Genomic DNA, 15,118 nt, shown 5'->3' with positions numbered 1-15,118 from the left:
ACAAAACAGAAAATGAAAAGGATTTTAAAGGGATTGGGGTTGGTTATCCTATTAGTAATTGTAGTTGCCAGTTGTATTGTTATTTATAATTGGCGCGATCGGCACCCGGATTATACCATTGATGTACGGATTGAAAACAAAACGCCGGGTATTATCCAGGCCGGATTTGCCAAGAAACCGATAACCCCAACGATTGTGGATACCTGGAACGATGCCAATGGCAATAACAAATACAATGAGGATGAGGGAGATACCTATAACGACAATAACAACAACGGAAAATTCGATGCTTTCTGGATCGCAGGGATGAGCAATGCCAAGCCGGCCCAAGGCGTTCATGACGACGTATGGTCCAGGGTCATGGTCCTGGATGATGGAAAAAGCAGAATTGCCATGATTTCTATGGACGCCATTGGATTTTTACATGGCGACGTCATCGATATTAGAAACCGAATTCCCAAAGAACTGGACATTGACTATACCTTGCTCTCCTCTACCCACACCCATGAAAGCAATGATCTAATTGGCATTTGGGGGGAAAACATGTTCAATTCGGGAGTAAACCCCGATATGATGGAATATGTAAAGGAGCAAACTGTTGCAGCCATTATTGAAGCTGCAAAAAGTATTAGACCTGCAAAACTGGTTTTTGCCGAAGACCTCTCCGGAAAGGACGCGGCCCTGATGAAGGATACCCGAAAACCTATAGTAAAGGCTACGGGCATTCACGTAATGCAGGTATTAGATGCCGAAAACGATACCACCCTAGGTACGTTGGTCAATTGGTCGAATCATCCGGAAACGCTCTGGAGCCAAAACCTATTAATCAGTTCAGACTTTCCACATTATGTTCGGGAAGCCATGGAGAACGGGGTTTTTAATGGTTCTGAAAAAATGGAGGATGGCCTGGGCGGGGTGGCCATCTATTTTTCGGGGGTTGTTGGTGGGCTTATGGCCCCGCATCCTTCCATTTCCATCACAGATCCTTTTACGGGTGAGGCCTACGCGGAACCTACCTTTGAGAAAACCAAAGCACTTGGTGATCAAATCGCCTTATTATCCTTGGAGGCCCTTAAAAAGAAGGGGGATACTGTAAGCAGCTCGAATATTTCGGTACGGGCAAAAACGGTATTTCCGGACCTGGACAACACTACTTTCAAAATTGCCAGTGGCATTGGCCTCATAAAATTGGGCATGCCCGAGTATTTTAAGACCAGAACGGAAGTAGGCGCGATACGGGTGGGGCCTGCCCTATTTTTAAGTATTCCCGGGGAAATTTATCCAGAACTCGTATTCGGTGGTATTGAGGCCCCAGAAGGTAGGGAGTTTGACATTCAACCCTTGGAAATTCCACCGATTCAGGATTTAATAAAAGACAGGTACATATTTTACCTTGGCCTGTCCAATGATGAGATCGGGTATATTATTCCCAAAAGTGAATGGGATACGGGCAAACCCTATCTTTACAATGATCCGCACGATACCTATGGGGAGGAAAACTCCTTGGGTCCGGAAACGGGTCCCTTTATCTATAATTCCTTAGTGGAAGTAATCCAAGATCTAGAGTAATCCGGTAAAACTTGTTCCAATCTTGGAAACATTATACCAATTCAGCATGCAGCACTCGTATTAGGGACTATTCGAACATCAGGCTAATGAATTCTGCAACGCAAGCGGGTTTGTCGATTCCATCAATTTCCACAACACAGTTCCAGGTAATCTTTAGGCCCGTTTCCCCATAGTCCTCTATTTTTTGAATTTCGCCGGCCAACCTAAGACGGTTATCCACAAGAACAGGACAAGGAAAACGTACTTTGTTCAATCCATAGTTTACCCCCATTGTAGTAGATTTTATGCGAACCACATCCCCTAACATTTTGGAAAGAAGGGAAACGGACATGAAGCCATGGGCCACAGGTTTTTTAAAAGGAGAGTGTTTTTTTGCCTTTTCCACATCCACATGTATCCATTGAAAATCCATGGTGGCCTTGGCAAAATCGTTTATCATTTCTTGGGTAACGGTAAGCCAGTCCGCAAGAGGAAGGGATTTTCCCTCCCATGCCCTAAAAGCTTCAAAATTATCCAGTTCCAGTTTTGCCATGCTATTGATCTATCGTGAAGTTCCTCCGTCAATGGTCAAACAAATTCCCGAGACAAAACGTGCTTCGTCCGATGCCAAATACAGGTATCCGTAAGCAATATCAATGGGCTGTGCCACGGTCTGTAAAGGAATACTTGCCTTAATGGCTTCAAAGTGTTGTTCTGGGATTTCCTTCACCATATCGGTCATGGTAAAACCCGGGGCAACGGCATTTGCCGTAATCCCATGTTTTCCAAATTCTACCGTCCAAGTTTTGGCCATGGCAATGACCCCCGCTTTGGTGGCGGCATAATTGGTTTGCCCAAAATTACCGCGTAGACCAACATTGGATGCCGCGCTTACAATTCTACCATATTTATTCGCTTTCATATAGGGCACCGCGGCCTGTGTACACAAAAAGACGCCTTTTAGATTTACCCGGATAACGGCATCCCATTCATCCTCACTCATTTTTTCCAGTGTACGATCCCTCGTAATTCCGGCATTATTGATCAGAATATCGATTTTGCCATAGTTTTGGTTTATTTGTTCAAAAAGGGTTTCCACTGCCGTTTTATCAGTTACGGAAACCTTATGGTATTCGGCCTTACCGCCATTCTCATTAATACCGTCCGCAACCTCCTGTCCTTGGGGCAATAAATCCATGATAATTACCCTGGCCCCCTCTTTTGCAAAAAGTTCGGCCACTGCCTGTCCTATTCCTCGCGAACCACCGGTAACGATGGCTATTTTATCTTTTAGTCTCATTTGAAAAATTTATGGTTTATACACTCGTCTTGAGCTTTTGTTCTACATACGGACGACCAGTTTGCCCTTTACTTTTCTTTCCATCATCTCCTGCAATGCCTTTGGAGTATCCTCCAAATCGTAGATGTTATGAATGTGAGGTTTAAGTTTGCCTTCGTCATACCATTTCATTAAGGTCATGGCATTTTTCATATTGGCCTTTGGGTTTCCCATGGCAAAATTTCCCCAAAACACCCCTACCACCGAGGCTCCTTTTAATAAGGGAAGGTTTAAAGGGATATTGGGAATGGTCCCTGCGGCAAATCCAACGACCAGGAATCTGCCATTCCAGGCAATTCCCCTAAAGGCAGCCTCGGAATAATTGCCACCTACCGGGTCATAAATTACGTCGGCACCTCTACCCCCGGTCAACTCCTTGATCGTTGACTTCAAATCTACTTTGGTGTAGTTTATGATCTGATCCGCCCCATATGCTTGGCAAAGCTCCAGTTTTTCATCGGTGGAGGCCGCGGCAATGACCTTTGCTCCCATCAATTTACCTAGCTCTACTGCCGCCAGGCCTACCCCTCCGGAGGCGCCCAACACCAACAATGTCTCGCCCTCGTTGAGCATGGCGCGGTCCTTTAAGGCATGATAGGAGGTGCCATAAGCCATCATAAAGGATGCAGCCACCGGGTAATCCATTTTCTTTGGTTTAAGAAAACAGGAATTGGCGGGGACAACAACCTCTTCGGCCAAAGCCCCGTAAACTACAAACCCGAAGACCTCATCCCCTTGTTTCAAATGCAGCACCTCTTCCCCTACTTCTTGTATCACACCCGCAATATCGCTTCCTGGTGTAAAAGGAAGCTTCGGTTTAAATTGATATAGTCCTTGAATAATAAGCGTATCCGGAAAATTAATCCCACACGCTTTTACCTGCACAACGACTTCTTTGGCCCTGGGCCTTAAGCTTTCCAATTCTTCCAGGACCAAGGTAGATGGCGGTCCATATGCCTTACATCGTATTGCCTTCATCCTTCCTTAATCTTCAATTATCTTTAATACCAATTTGCCTAGTTTTTCCCCAGAAAACAAGCGATCAAAGGTCTCCGGAAAATTCGCTATTCCTTCATAAATGGCTTCCTTACTTTTTAATTTTCCCTGGGCCATCCAAGTACCCATGGCCTTTGCTCCCTCACCATATCTACTGGCCCAATCGAATACTATCATTCCTTGCATGGTGGCCCGGTTGACCAACAAAGAAAGGTAGTTACTTGGACCCTTTATGGCATTTTTGTTATTGTATTGCGATATGGCCCCACAGATGACCACCCGGGCATTAAGCCGTAACCTGCCCAAGGCAAGGTCTAGGATTTCACCGCCCACATTATCAAAATAAACGTCCAGGCCTTTGGGGGTTTCCTCTTTCAACCTTTCCTTAATATCTTCGTTTTTGTAGTCAATGGCGCCATCAAAACCCAACTCTTCTACAATGTACTTGCATTTAACCGGGCCACCGGCAATACCGATAACCGTACATCCTTTGATCTTGGCAATCTGACCAACGATACTTCCAACGGCACCTGCAGCACCGGAGACCACCACCACATCTCCCGTTTTGACCTTAGCTACTTCCAGAATACCAAAATAGGCAGTCATGCCAGGCATACCCAAAGCACCTATATAGGTGGGCAATGGTGCCAATTTGGGATCCACTGCATAGTATCCCTTTCCATCCGAAACGGCGTATTGTTGTACACCTCCCATCCCGGATACGAAATCGCCAACTTTAAACTTAGGATGGTTCTTCGCAGCAACGACTTCACCAACCGCTGCGGCCCGCATCACGGAACCGATTTCCATGGGCGCTATATAGGATTTGGTATCATTCATCCAGCCGCGCATCGCCGGGTCTAAAGAAACATAGTGTTGTTTCACCAAAATTTCGCCCTTCTTTATTTCGGGAATGGGGCCGGTTACCAAGGACCAGGTAGAGGCATCGGCCTTACCTACCGGTCTTTTTACAAAGAGCAATTGTTTATTCATTCTTTAGGTTTTCTTTTTATTGGAAAAGCTTTTTATATGGGCTTCCATCTTGGCCCGAATCTCAGGTTTCCACCATAAGGTTACCGCCTCCTTAAATGAGCTTTGTCCGTCTGGATCAAGTTTACTGTGCCAATGCTTCCGAAGTTTCCTTTTTGTGTTGACCCAAATTTCTTGGTCCGTTTTTAGATAGTGTTGCATTTTCATCTCAGCATGGTCTACCACCTGATCCAAGGGGACCAATAAATCCACCAGACCTCCGGAGACGGCTTCAGAACCGGTGAGCAGTTTTCCTTCCAGGATATATCGATTTGCCAAACCAGAACCCATCCAGAAGGCGTAGGCTTCCGTAAGGTTTTGGGAAATCTGTATGTTTACCGCAACCTCATTAAGACCTATACGGTAGGGCTCCCCCTCGGCCATATATCGGTTATCGCTGGTCACGGCCAGTACACAGCCTCCAGCCGGGGCGTGCCCCGTAATTGCAGAAATAAAGGGTTTGGTAAACTTCGCCAGTTCTAGGTAAAGTGCCCCAAAAGCGCGAAAAAAATTGTTGATTTGTTTTTCGTTGTATCGAAATAGTTCGATCAAATCCAGACCCGCTGAAAAATAGTGGGGCTGTCCACTTAGGATCACCCCCTTTACTGCCTCGTCATTTTCAATATCCCGGAACACCTGACGGAGCTCTTGAACCATCTCATGGTCAATGGCATTCACCTTACCGCGATGCATCTGAACTATGGTATATTCTTGTTTTTTTTCAAGCTTTAGCGTATTCATTCTAAATTTCTTTCAAACCGATTATTACAGCGATATCCCGCCATCCAAGGTAATCGTCTGGCCAGTAATGTATTTTGACTTGTCCGAGGCCAGCCAAACAACGGCTTCGGCAATTTCAGTGGCCTCCCCAAACCTGTCCATTGGAATCTTACCCCTAAGTCTATCCCTCATCTCCGAACGGCTGGACAATAGCTGATCCAGAAGGGGCGATTGGGTATATCCCGGGCAAACCGCATTGATTCTGATATTTTTTCGTCCGTATTCCAAAGCGGCCGATTTGGTCATCCCAACAACAGCAAATTTGCTGGCACTGTAAGAGAGGTTATTGCCCGAAGGTTTTAGGCCGGCCAAGGAAGCGATATTCACAATGTTTCCGTACCCTTGTTCCATCATCTGTCCTAGGGCCACTTTCATACAATAAAACACTCCTGTTTGATTTACCGCAATTACGTTATGCCAATCTTCCAGGGTATGCTCGGCCGTCCTTTTTTGATTTTTGCCCCCAATACCCGCATTGTTCACCATAACGTCCAATGAACCCTGGTTTTTAACTACTTCCACGATGAGAGATTCTACTTCGTTAAACTGTGTTACGTTCACTTGAAACGGTACCGCCTCCCCGCCCATTTTTGTAATATCGTCCGCAACTTTTTGGGCACTTTTTAAGTTAATGTCAGCTACCATTACCTTCGCACCATGTGCTGCCATAAGCGTGGCCGTTGCCGCACCAATACCGCTACCCGCACCAGTAACGACCACTACTTTATTCATCAATTCCATGTTCTCCACTTTTGTTCACTGTCACTATTTCAATCTTTTGGCAGGATTCGACCTAAAATAAATCAACCTGGAATCCAACAAGGCCTGCTCCCGTAATTCCCAAGGATACCCCTCTTCTCGAACCATTCTAAAAAAACTACCGGGGTTCCTATATTTTAAGATGGGCACATCATCCCAAAGTCCCTCATCTTCCGGTCCAATGAGGGTAGACTGCGGTGTGCCAAAAAACATGTCTTCGGCCTTCGTATATTCCCTATAGGAGGTGGCTCCAGAAAGTCCAGTTTCTGTCACAATATCTTTATACTTCAATAAATTCAACATCCTAACTTCCTCATCTGGGGGCAAAGCGGAGAGCATCTTAAATTTTTCCTGGTTTACCTTAGATACTTTTGCTCTACCATAGTATTATTCCATTGGGCTTACACTCTTAGTAGAGCCCATCTATTCGATTTTTCTGTATAGCCTGCCAGGCCGTATCGCAGCAAACGGCCGAAACCCTGTTTAGTTGGGCAAAGCGCGGATCGGTCGTATGCCCATGTTTAAAGCGGTAATAGATTTGTTGGGCGATAACCGCGACCTTAAAGAGCCCATAGGCAAAATAGAAGGTCAAATTGTCTATTTCCCTTCCGCTTTTTACTGCATATTGCTGTACCATTTCTGTCCGGGAGGGGTTGCCTTGCATCATCGTTGGGGAAGGGAGCATGTGTCTCATAAAATCGGCGTCATCCAAAGTGGTCCAATACCCTAGTGAAGTTCCCAAATCCATCAAGGGGTCTCCCAGAGTACACATTTCCCAGTCCAATATGGCCGCTACCCTTGTCCATTGGTCATTTTCGAAAACGATGTTATCGTACTTATAATCATTATGGATCAAACTATATTGATATTGCCTAGGCTGCCGTTCCTCCATCCATGCCATTACCTTCCATGCCGATGGAACCTCTTCCGTTGCTGCGGCAAGGTATTGCTTTCCCCAATTTATGACCTGCCGTTCTACGTAACCCTCCGGTCTTCCCAAAGTTTCAAGTCCAGCTGTTTTATAATCTACCTGGTGTAATTCCACAAAGGTGTCTAACCAAGTATTTGCTATCGTCCTAAATTCAGGGGGTGATATCTTCCGTTCTTTAGCCTCTCCGGCAGTTAAAATTATACCCTCTACCTTGGTCATTATATAAAAAGGCGCACCCAGTACATCCAAATCCTCACAATGGACATAGGCCCGAGGGGTTTTGGAGAATACCTTGTTCAAATGGTAGAGCACTTTAAATTCCCGGCCCATGTCATGGCCTCGTTTTGGTGCAGAAAAGGGGGGGCGCCGAAGCACATATTCCTTTTGTTCAATTTTTAGGAGATAGGTGAGATTGGAATATCCATTATAAAACTGGCGTACCACAAGCTCGCTATTTTCATCATCCAAAAGTCCCGCTTGCCTCAAGAATCGTTTTAAATTTTCTTCATGGATCTCCTCCCCTTTTCGAACGGCCCTTGTCAACTCTTTGTGCGACATGTTCAGGTCTTTATGTATTTTTTTATCGTACTTTTTCCCAATTGGCTTAGATGCACCTCATCGGGCCCATCTGCCAATCGTAAGGTCCGGGCAGATGCATAAAAATAAGCTAGGGGGGTATCCCCACTGACACCCATACCGCCCATAATCTGTATGGCCCTATCAATTACCTTTAATGCCATATTGGGTGCTACGATCTTGATCATGGCAATGAGATCTTTGGCCTCCTTGTTTCCTACCCTATCCATTTTGTCTGCCGCTGAGAGCACCAAAAGTCTCGTTTGTTCTATCTCACAGGCCGAACGGGCAATTTCCTGACGGATACTGCTAAAGGTATCCAAAGATCTCCCGAACGGACTTCTTTCAACGGCCCTTTGGGACATTAACTCCAAAGCGTGTTGCGCCATACCTATCAAACGCATACAGTGGTGTACCCTTCCCGGTCCCAGACGCCCTTGGGCAATCTCAAATCCCTTGCCCTCACCGACCAAAAGATTTTCCTTGGGCACCCGCACCTTGTCCAAAACAATTTCCGCATGCCCTTCCGGGGAGTCGTTATATCCAAAAACGGACAAGGGCCGTTCTATTTTTAGCCCTGGGGTGTCCAGAGGAACCAAGACCATGCTTTGTTGTACATGCCTTGGTGCATTGAAATCCGTTTTCCCCATCACAATAGCAATCCTACAATGCGGGTCCATAGCCCCGGATGCCCACCATTTTCTTCCCATAATAACATAATCATCGCCATCGGCAACAATGGCCGTTTCAATATTGGTAGCGTCGGAAGAGGCCACCTCCGGTTCGGTCATCAAAAAGGTAGATCGTATAGTGCCGTTCATCAACGGCCGCAACCATGTTTCCTGTTGTTGCTGGTTCCCATATTTCGCCAAAACCTCCATGTTTCCGGTATCCGGCGCACTACAGTTAAAGACCTCGGAAGACCAAGGGATTCTTCCCATAATCTCGGCCAGAGGGGCATACTCCAAATTGGTAAGCCCTGGGCTCAGACCCCCATATGGTTTGGGTAAAAACAAATTCCACAATCCTTCCCCCTTAGCCTTTTCCTTTAAACCATAAAGACCGGGCCATTTTTTCCAGGCATTGGAAGGGTCCAAATGAAATGCTTGCACCTCCTCTTGAATGGGATGGATATGTTCTGCTATAAAACGCTTTAATTGCTTTTGAAGCGCAATGGACTTTTCGCTGTGCTGAAAATTCATATTTACGTTGTTTATCCCTACCTAACCCGAAATCATATATCCCCCATCGGCCACATATACCCCTCCCGTCATATAGGATCCGGCGTCGGAAGCCAAAAGCATTACTATACCTGCCATTTCATCAGGCGCTGCTATACGGTTCAAGGGCAGGGCCTTCTTAAATCCGCTGACCAGATTTTCATTGGTCCATAATCCTTCACTGAACTTGGTTTTGATCAATCCCGGACACAATACATTGGCTCTTACTCCATAGCGCCCCCATTCTTTTGCCTGATTCTTGGTAAGCATAATCAAGGCGGATTTGGTAGCACTGTAAAGCCCTAAACCAAACCCTGGTCGTAAGCCCTCTACCGAGGATATATTGATGATGCTACCACCTCCTCTTTCTATCATATGGGGCAGGGCCAGGTTAGAAAGTACCCAGGGTGCTTTAACGTTCACCTCCATTATTTTATCGAATACCTTTTCATCCGAACCTTCCAAGGGGCCATAATACGGATTGATGGCCGCGTTGTTTACCAGGATATCGATGCTACCATACTGCTCTAATGTTTTGGCGATAAGGGCTTGCCGCTGTTCGGAATCCCCAATATGGCATTGTATACCCACAGCATCAAGACCATCCGCTTTAAACTCATCCGCAACTACATCCACCGCTTCCTGTTTTCTGCTACTTACCACCACCTTGGCCCCATTTTCGGCCAAGCCCCCCGCGATGGATTTTCCAATGCCCTTGCTCGACCCCGTTACAACGGCTACTTTACCCTTTAAATCGAATTTTGCTTTTATGTTATCCATAATTCCTTGTTAGCTGGTTGCCTTTAAAATGGCTCCCTCTTTTTTCAACTGATCGTTCCACAGTTCCCTTTATGCAAACCATGAATTTTCCTCAGCTACAGTGAGTACCTCTTTATTTGTTAAAATCTCGGCAAGTGCCGTAGTTTTTGGTAGTTCGTATTTAAAGTAAAACTTCATGGCATGAATCTTACTGGTATAAAAATCCCCTGTATACTGTGTTTCTCCTGACACCAAAGCTTTTTCCGCCTGGATGGAGATATTCAGCCACAACCAGCCTACGACAATATTCCCGAAAAACTCCATAAATACAGTAGCATCAGATAGGAAACGCTGGTAATCTCCCTTTTTGACAAATGGAATAAGAAACTGAAGCACTTCTTGGGAAAGTTCCAGTTTACCGCTCAACTGTTTGGCGTAGGGCGCGAGGGTATCAATGCCCAAAGCCTCCCTGATCGTTTTTCCAATCTCCTCGGACAAAAGCAGAACCCCCTTCCCATTCTCCATGGTGACTTTCCTTCCCAAAAGATCAAGGGATTGGATACCTGTAGTACCTTCATAAATTGGAAAAATACGAATGTCCCTAAAATATTGCTGTAGAATAAAATCGGTGCAAAATCCGTATCCTCCAAGTACTTGAAGGCCGTTGCTCACCGAAACGGAGCCCATTTCCGAAGGATAAGTCTTAACAATGGGGGTAAGCATTTCCAATAACAACAGATACTTCTCCCGCTCTTTGGGGTCTGCATGGGTAGTGGAGAGGTCATGATACTTAGCCGTCAACAACACCAGACTCAAGGCCCCTTCGGAAACCACCTTTTGGAACAACAACATGCGTTTTACATCCGGGTGGTTAATAATCAAGGTCTGCTCCTGGGAAACATCTTTTTTTCCTGTGCGGGTCAGACTACGTCCTTGTGGCCTTTCCTTGGCATAGGCCAAGGACGCTTGATACGCCGCCATGGTGATTGCGGCCGCGCCGCGGCCCACGGCAATCCGGGCCCCGTTCATCATCATGAACATATATTTTAAACCCTGGTTGGCCTCCCCTACTAGCCATCCTTTACAATCCTTTTCATCCCCAAAGGAAAGATGCGTGGTACAATATCCTTTTTGGCCCATTTTCTGGAAATCACCTACCGTATTTACATCATTGGATATTAGGTCCCCGTTCTCGGTTCTCCGTTTTTTAGGTACTACAAAGAGGGATATTCCCTTGGTACCGGCAGGAGCACCCTTAATCCGTGCCAATACCAGATGGACAATATTTTCGGCTTCCCGATAATCGCCCCCAGATATGAATATTTTTTGTCCGGAGATGGTATAGCCATCCTCTGCCTGTTCGGCCACCGTGATAATATCCGACAAGGAACTGCCTGCCTGGGGTTCTGTAAGGCACATGGTACCACCCCAATCACCCGTTAGCATTTTTGGCACATAAGTTTCGTTCAGCGCCTTACTGCCAAAGTGTATGATCAACTCCGCGGCCCCATTGGTCAACCCCACATAACCGGGTAGATGGTTGTTGGCAGTCTCCTGAATATAGGCTGCGGCGGACACTACAGTATTCGGCATTTGCAACCCTCCTACCTCATAATCGAACAAAGCAGCAATAAGGCCCATTTCACCGGCCTTTTTCATGTATTTTTCCACCTGTGGGTGCACTATGATTTCACCCTCCTTAAAATGGGCCGGGGCCGCATCCATTTCACGAAAAAAAGGAAACAGTTCCTTATCCGAAAAGTCTTTGGTAGCGTTCAAAAAAAGATCCACAGAGGCTTGGTCGTAATCGGCATAACGGGCCTGGTCCAGGACAGTTTGAAGGTCATGTACCCTATACAACAAAAATTTTAGGGTATCCATGTCAACATATTGCTGTGCCATACTTTTCCGGTTTTAAATTCTGTTTTCTAAGATAAAGGTAATACTGGTTCAAAATCATTAAACCTGTTTAATAAAACCGTAGATAGGCCATAACCATCAGCTCTTTACCAGCCGTTTTTTAATTTTTGAAAGGCCAACAGGTGTTAGGCCCAAATACGAAGCAATTAGGTATTGAGGAACCCGTTGAAAAAGCTCGGGACGTTTGCGTAAAAGCCTAAGGTAGCGTTCTTCATTGGTTCTGTTGTTCAATCGCTCCACACGTGTAAAGGTCCTTACAAATGCATCTTGCATGGACAACCTCCCAAATCTTTCCAATTGATGGGATTTTCTAAAACAGTGTTCCACATCGGCCTTATCTATAGCATAAACCAGCGTATCCTCTGTGGCCTGTAAAAAAGAAGTGGTCGGTTTGTTCAATACATAAGCATACAAATCGGCAAAAAAAACGTCTTCCGTGTAGAATTCAAGTACTCTAACCTCGCCCTCCTCAATTTTGTAATAGTTAATGCAACCGGTATTTAAATAATAAAAACTATGTGCCTCTTCTCCGGGACGGATAAGGGTCTCTCCTTTTTTTAGTCGAATCTTTCTGTAGAACTGGAAGAGATAATCTATCTCAGCCGCATCGACATGGGTAAAGGATAGAATTTTGTTCTTGAGGTTTTCCAAATTTTAAACAATTATTCGAAGGATACATAAAAACCCGCCGACCTGAACTCCTTGGTTTCAACGATCTCCTAGGTTGTGTCCAAAAGAATTTTTTATGGATTAGCGCCTATTTTGAAAGTTATAAGATAAGTATTTAATGTGATATTCCCTACTCATGTAAGTACTACAAAAACTCAAAAGAAACCATCTGAACATAAGGTTTTGGGACGAATGAAAATCGGATGCCGTAAAAGCACTATCTCCACCAGTTATCCGGAGAGCAACAACGGCGTGTGGCCATTTATCGGGTCGTGGCAACCAATCTCAAGTTAATACTTGCCGATGAGCCCACTGGCAACCTTGACTCTAAAAACGGCGTCGAGGTCATGAACCTGTTGACCCAATTGAATCAAGAGGGTACTACCATAATCATGGTTACCTATTCCCATCGAGAATCGCACTCAGCACATCATGTGATTAATTTTGTTCGACGGTCAAATCGTATTCGAATGCATAGAGCTCTAGTCAAGGACAAATACCTAAAGATTCCTCATTTTAAAAGAATATCCGTAATTTCTGAATAGTGATCCACTATATGATTCGCGAGTTGAAGATTAGAGGCTTTTTCAGTATTTGTAATTGCAATACACTGCATCCCTGCTGCTTTTGCCGATCGTACCCCATTTTCGGAATCCTCGATGACCAGGCAATTTTGGCAATCTACTCCCAGCCGTTTGGCAGTTAAAAGATAGGGTTCCGGATCAGGTTTGCCCCGCCGTACATTTTCCGCAGTGACTTTTGCTTTAAAAAATTCTCCTATCTGAAGTTTATCCATAACCGTGCTCATCTCCGCAAAGGTAGAACTGGTGGTAAGCGCCAAAGTGTATCTTGGATGTAGGCTATGAATCAATTGGACTACACCTGGATATATTTCTAAGTTATCCTTAATTAATTCTAAATACAATAGCGTCTTTATTGAAATTAGATCTTCTATTGTCCTTTCCTTGACTTGAAATTCCGTGAACAACTCTCTAAATGCCGTAGTATCCGGTCTTCCTAAAAAGAACGTTCTATAGATTTCCGGGGTTACCGCAACACCCACTTGGTCAAATGCTTTTTTTGTGGCCAATTCATGACAATCTTCATCATCGGTTATTACGCCGTTCATATCAAAAATTATGGTTGTTATCATGGTTGATTTCTACTTTGAAGTACTCGTAAGACCGTATCCTTGCCGAAATTACAAAATGTAGCGATAGTTGCTATTATAAACCAGGATTGGGGAGTCAGTTGTTTTTTTAAACCGCATACTATGCGTAACTTCTCCACTGTTTTAAAATAGTGGTCTACCATTCGTACCTTACGTTCTCCTTCCTACCTCCTATTAACGAAAAAGATAAGTTTATAAAAAGCTCCAAAACTCCGATTAAATATCCCATATCATGAAAAAAAAATTAAGGTACATTTTAGGTTCCCTGTTGCTTATTTACCTATTGGCTGTTTTGATCGCACCGGTGCTCTTGGAGAAGGATACGAACCCCGTACAATACACTAACGCCATAATGGTAAGCCCGGAGACCCAAAGGCTTTACGATTCCCTTGATTTTATAGGTGACCTGCATTGCGATGCCCTGCTTTGGGATCGCGATATGACGCGCAGGGTAGACTTTGCCCATTTTGATTTTCCCAGGATGCAAGAGGCAAATATGGCCCTGCAGGCATTTACCATAGTCACCAAATCGCCAAAAGGCCAGAACTTTCGGGAGAATAGCGGGGATACTTTTGATATGATTACCTTGCTTAATTTTTTACAGGGAAGGGGACCCGGTAAATGGTTTAGCCTGTACAACCGAGCGGAATATCAAGCAAGGTCCTTACATGGGTATTCCGAAGCGTACGACGAGAAATTCATGGTGGTAACCTCCCAAAACGACCTTAAACGCCTCATCGCCTTGAGGAAGGCCGATCCATCGATCATCGGTGGATTTTTAGGAATAGAAGGGGCACATTGCCTGGAAGGCAAATTGGAAAATGTACAAAAACTCTATGACGAAGGGGTACGAATGATGGCTCCTACCCATTTTTTTGATAACGAGCTTGGAGGGTCGGCCCACGGAATATCCGGGGAAGGGTTAACCGATTTTGGTCGGGCCGTAATCAAGGAGATGGATCGACTGAACATGATCATCGACCTGGCCCATGTTTCTCCCAAAATGATTAATGACATCCTAGATCTCACCACAAAACCTACCTTGGTATCACATACGGGCGTAAAGGGAACCAAGGACAGTCCCCGTAATTTATCGGATGACCAGATTAAGAGTATTGCGGCATCAGATGGTCTTATTGGTATCGGTTTTTTTAAAGGGGCCATCGCAGGCGAGGTCAAGGACATTGTAGACGCAATGAAATATGTGCGCGACCTGGTAGGCATAAAATATGTGGCCCTAGGTTCGGATTTTGAAGGCGCTGCCACAACACCTATCGATGTTACCGGATTACCTTTGATCGTACAGGAAATGGTTGACCAAGGCTTTACGGAAACGGAAATCCGAGCTGTTATGGGCGAGAATCTAAAACGCTTTCTACTGGAGCAATTGCCTGAAAAGTAAAGGCCTATTGGCTCATTAA

The 15,118-nt window shown here is 45.1% G+C and carries 16 protein-coding genes; 3 read left to right on the top strand and 13 right to left on the bottom strand.

The genetic code is table 11. The annotated features are described in order from the left end of the window. The first annotated feature begins 12 nt into the window (after positions 1-12). Positions 13-1,569: a hypothetical protein gene (locus tag D7Z94_RS07455; RefSeq protein WP_120710952.1), complete on the top strand. Its 1,557-nt coding sequence runs from the start codon at positions 13-15 to the stop codon at positions 1,567-1,569. A gap of 67 nt (positions 1,570-1,636) precedes the next feature. Here the strand turns inward: D7Z94_RS07455 and D7Z94_RS07450 are convergent, their stop codons facing one another. From D7Z94_RS07450 to D7Z94_RS07395, 12 genes are all read right to left on the bottom strand, one after another. Beyond that, positions 1,637-2,101 (bottom strand): MaoC family dehydratase, encoded by a 465-nt coding sequence (locus tag D7Z94_RS07450; protein WP_120710951.1) that lies wholly within the window; start codon positions 2,099-2,101, stop codon positions 1,637-1,639. A gap of 9 nt (positions 2,102-2,110) precedes the next feature. After that, positions 2,111-2,848 (bottom strand): SDR family NAD(P)-dependent oxidoreductase, encoded by a 738-nt coding sequence (locus D7Z94_RS07445; RefSeq protein WP_120710950.1) that lies wholly within the window; start codon positions 2,846-2,848, stop codon positions 2,111-2,113. A gap of 42 nt (positions 2,849-2,890) precedes the next feature. Continuing rightward, positions 2,891-3,865: an NADPH:quinone oxidoreductase family protein gene (locus D7Z94_RS07440; RefSeq protein WP_120710949.1), complete on the bottom strand. Its 975-nt coding sequence runs from the start codon at positions 3,863-3,865 to the stop codon at positions 2,891-2,893. A 6-nt stretch (positions 3,866-3,871) separates the two neighbouring features. Further along, entirely contained in the window at positions 3,872-4,876 is a 1,005-nt protein-coding gene (locus tag D7Z94_RS07435; protein WP_120710948.1) for an NADP-dependent oxidoreductase, read from the bottom strand. Between the two features lie 3 nt (positions 4,877-4,879). Continuing rightward, positions 4,880-5,653: an enoyl-CoA hydratase/isomerase family protein gene (locus D7Z94_RS07430; protein WP_120710947.1), complete on the bottom strand. Its 774-nt coding sequence runs from the start codon at positions 5,651-5,653 to the stop codon at positions 4,880-4,882. A gap of 24 nt (positions 5,654-5,677) precedes the next feature. Then, positions 5,678-6,433, bottom strand: a complete 756-nt coding sequence (locus tag D7Z94_RS07425; protein ID WP_120710946.1) for an SDR family NAD(P)-dependent oxidoreductase — start codon at positions 6,431-6,433, stop codon at positions 5,678-5,680. A 24-nt stretch (positions 6,434-6,457) separates the two neighbouring features. Continuing rightward, positions 6,458-6,790 (bottom strand): hypothetical protein, encoded by a 333-nt coding sequence (locus D7Z94_RS07420; protein WP_120710945.1) that lies wholly within the window; start codon positions 6,788-6,790, stop codon positions 6,458-6,460. 70 nt (positions 6,791-6,860) lie between these two features. Further along, the gene (locus tag D7Z94_RS07415) at positions 6,861-7,940 is read right to left on the bottom strand and encodes a phosphotransferase family protein (RefSeq protein ID WP_120710944.1); all 1,080 of its coding nucleotides are present in this window, start codon (positions 7,938-7,940) and stop codon (positions 6,861-6,863) included. 2 nt (positions 7,941-7,942) lie between these two features. Further along, complete coding sequence (locus tag D7Z94_RS07410) at positions 7,943-9,160, bottom strand: acyl-CoA dehydrogenase family protein (protein ID WP_120710943.1); 1,218 nt, start codon at positions 9,158-9,160, stop codon at positions 7,943-7,945. A gap of 21 nt (positions 9,161-9,181) precedes the next feature. After that, complete coding sequence (locus D7Z94_RS07405; RefSeq protein WP_120710942.1) at positions 9,182-9,958, bottom strand: glucose 1-dehydrogenase; 777 nt, start codon at positions 9,956-9,958, stop codon at positions 9,182-9,184. 69 nt (positions 9,959-10,027) lie between these two features. Continuing rightward, a complete protein-coding gene (locus tag D7Z94_RS07400; RefSeq protein WP_120710941.1) occupies positions 10,028-11,839 on the bottom strand; it encodes an acyl-CoA dehydrogenase in 1,812 nt (603 codons plus the stop codon). Positions 11,840-11,935: 96 nt separating this feature from the next. Beyond that, on the bottom strand, positions 11,936-12,508 hold the full coding sequence (locus D7Z94_RS07395) for a Crp/Fnr family transcriptional regulator (RefSeq protein ID WP_120710940.1): 573 nt from the start codon (positions 12,506-12,508) through the stop codon (positions 11,936-11,938). 272 nt (positions 12,509-12,780) lie between these two features. Here D7Z94_RS07395 and D7Z94_RS07390 point away from each other — a divergent pair, with 272 nt between their 5' ends. Then, a complete protein-coding gene (locus D7Z94_RS07390; RefSeq protein ID WP_317125770.1) occupies positions 12,781-13,071 on the top strand; it encodes a hypothetical protein in 291 nt (96 codons plus the stop codon). Here D7Z94_RS07390 and D7Z94_RS07385 read toward each other — a convergent pair. Further along, the gene (locus D7Z94_RS07385; protein ID WP_120710939.1) at positions 13,038-13,679 is read right to left on the bottom strand and encodes an HAD family hydrolase; all 642 of its coding nucleotides are present in this window, start codon (positions 13,677-13,679) and stop codon (positions 13,038-13,040) included. The two genes, D7Z94_RS07390 and D7Z94_RS07385, sit on opposite strands and share 34 nt — an antisense overlap. A 250-nt stretch (positions 13,680-13,929) precedes the next feature. Here D7Z94_RS07385 and D7Z94_RS07380 point away from each other — a divergent pair, with 250 nt between their 5' ends. After that, entirely contained in the window at positions 13,930-15,099 is a 1,170-nt protein-coding gene (locus D7Z94_RS07380) for a dipeptidase (RefSeq protein WP_120710938.1), read from the top strand. Positions 15,100-15,118: the final 19 nt, after the last annotated feature.

Source organism: Ulvibacterium marinum (assembly GCF_003626755.1).
GTDB classification, from domain to species: Bacteria; Bacteroidota; Bacteroidia; order Flavobacteriales; family Flavobacteriaceae; genus Ulvibacterium; species Ulvibacterium marinum.
Note: the sequence above shows the minus strand (reverse complement) of the source record. Positions and strands in the feature narration are given on the sequence as shown.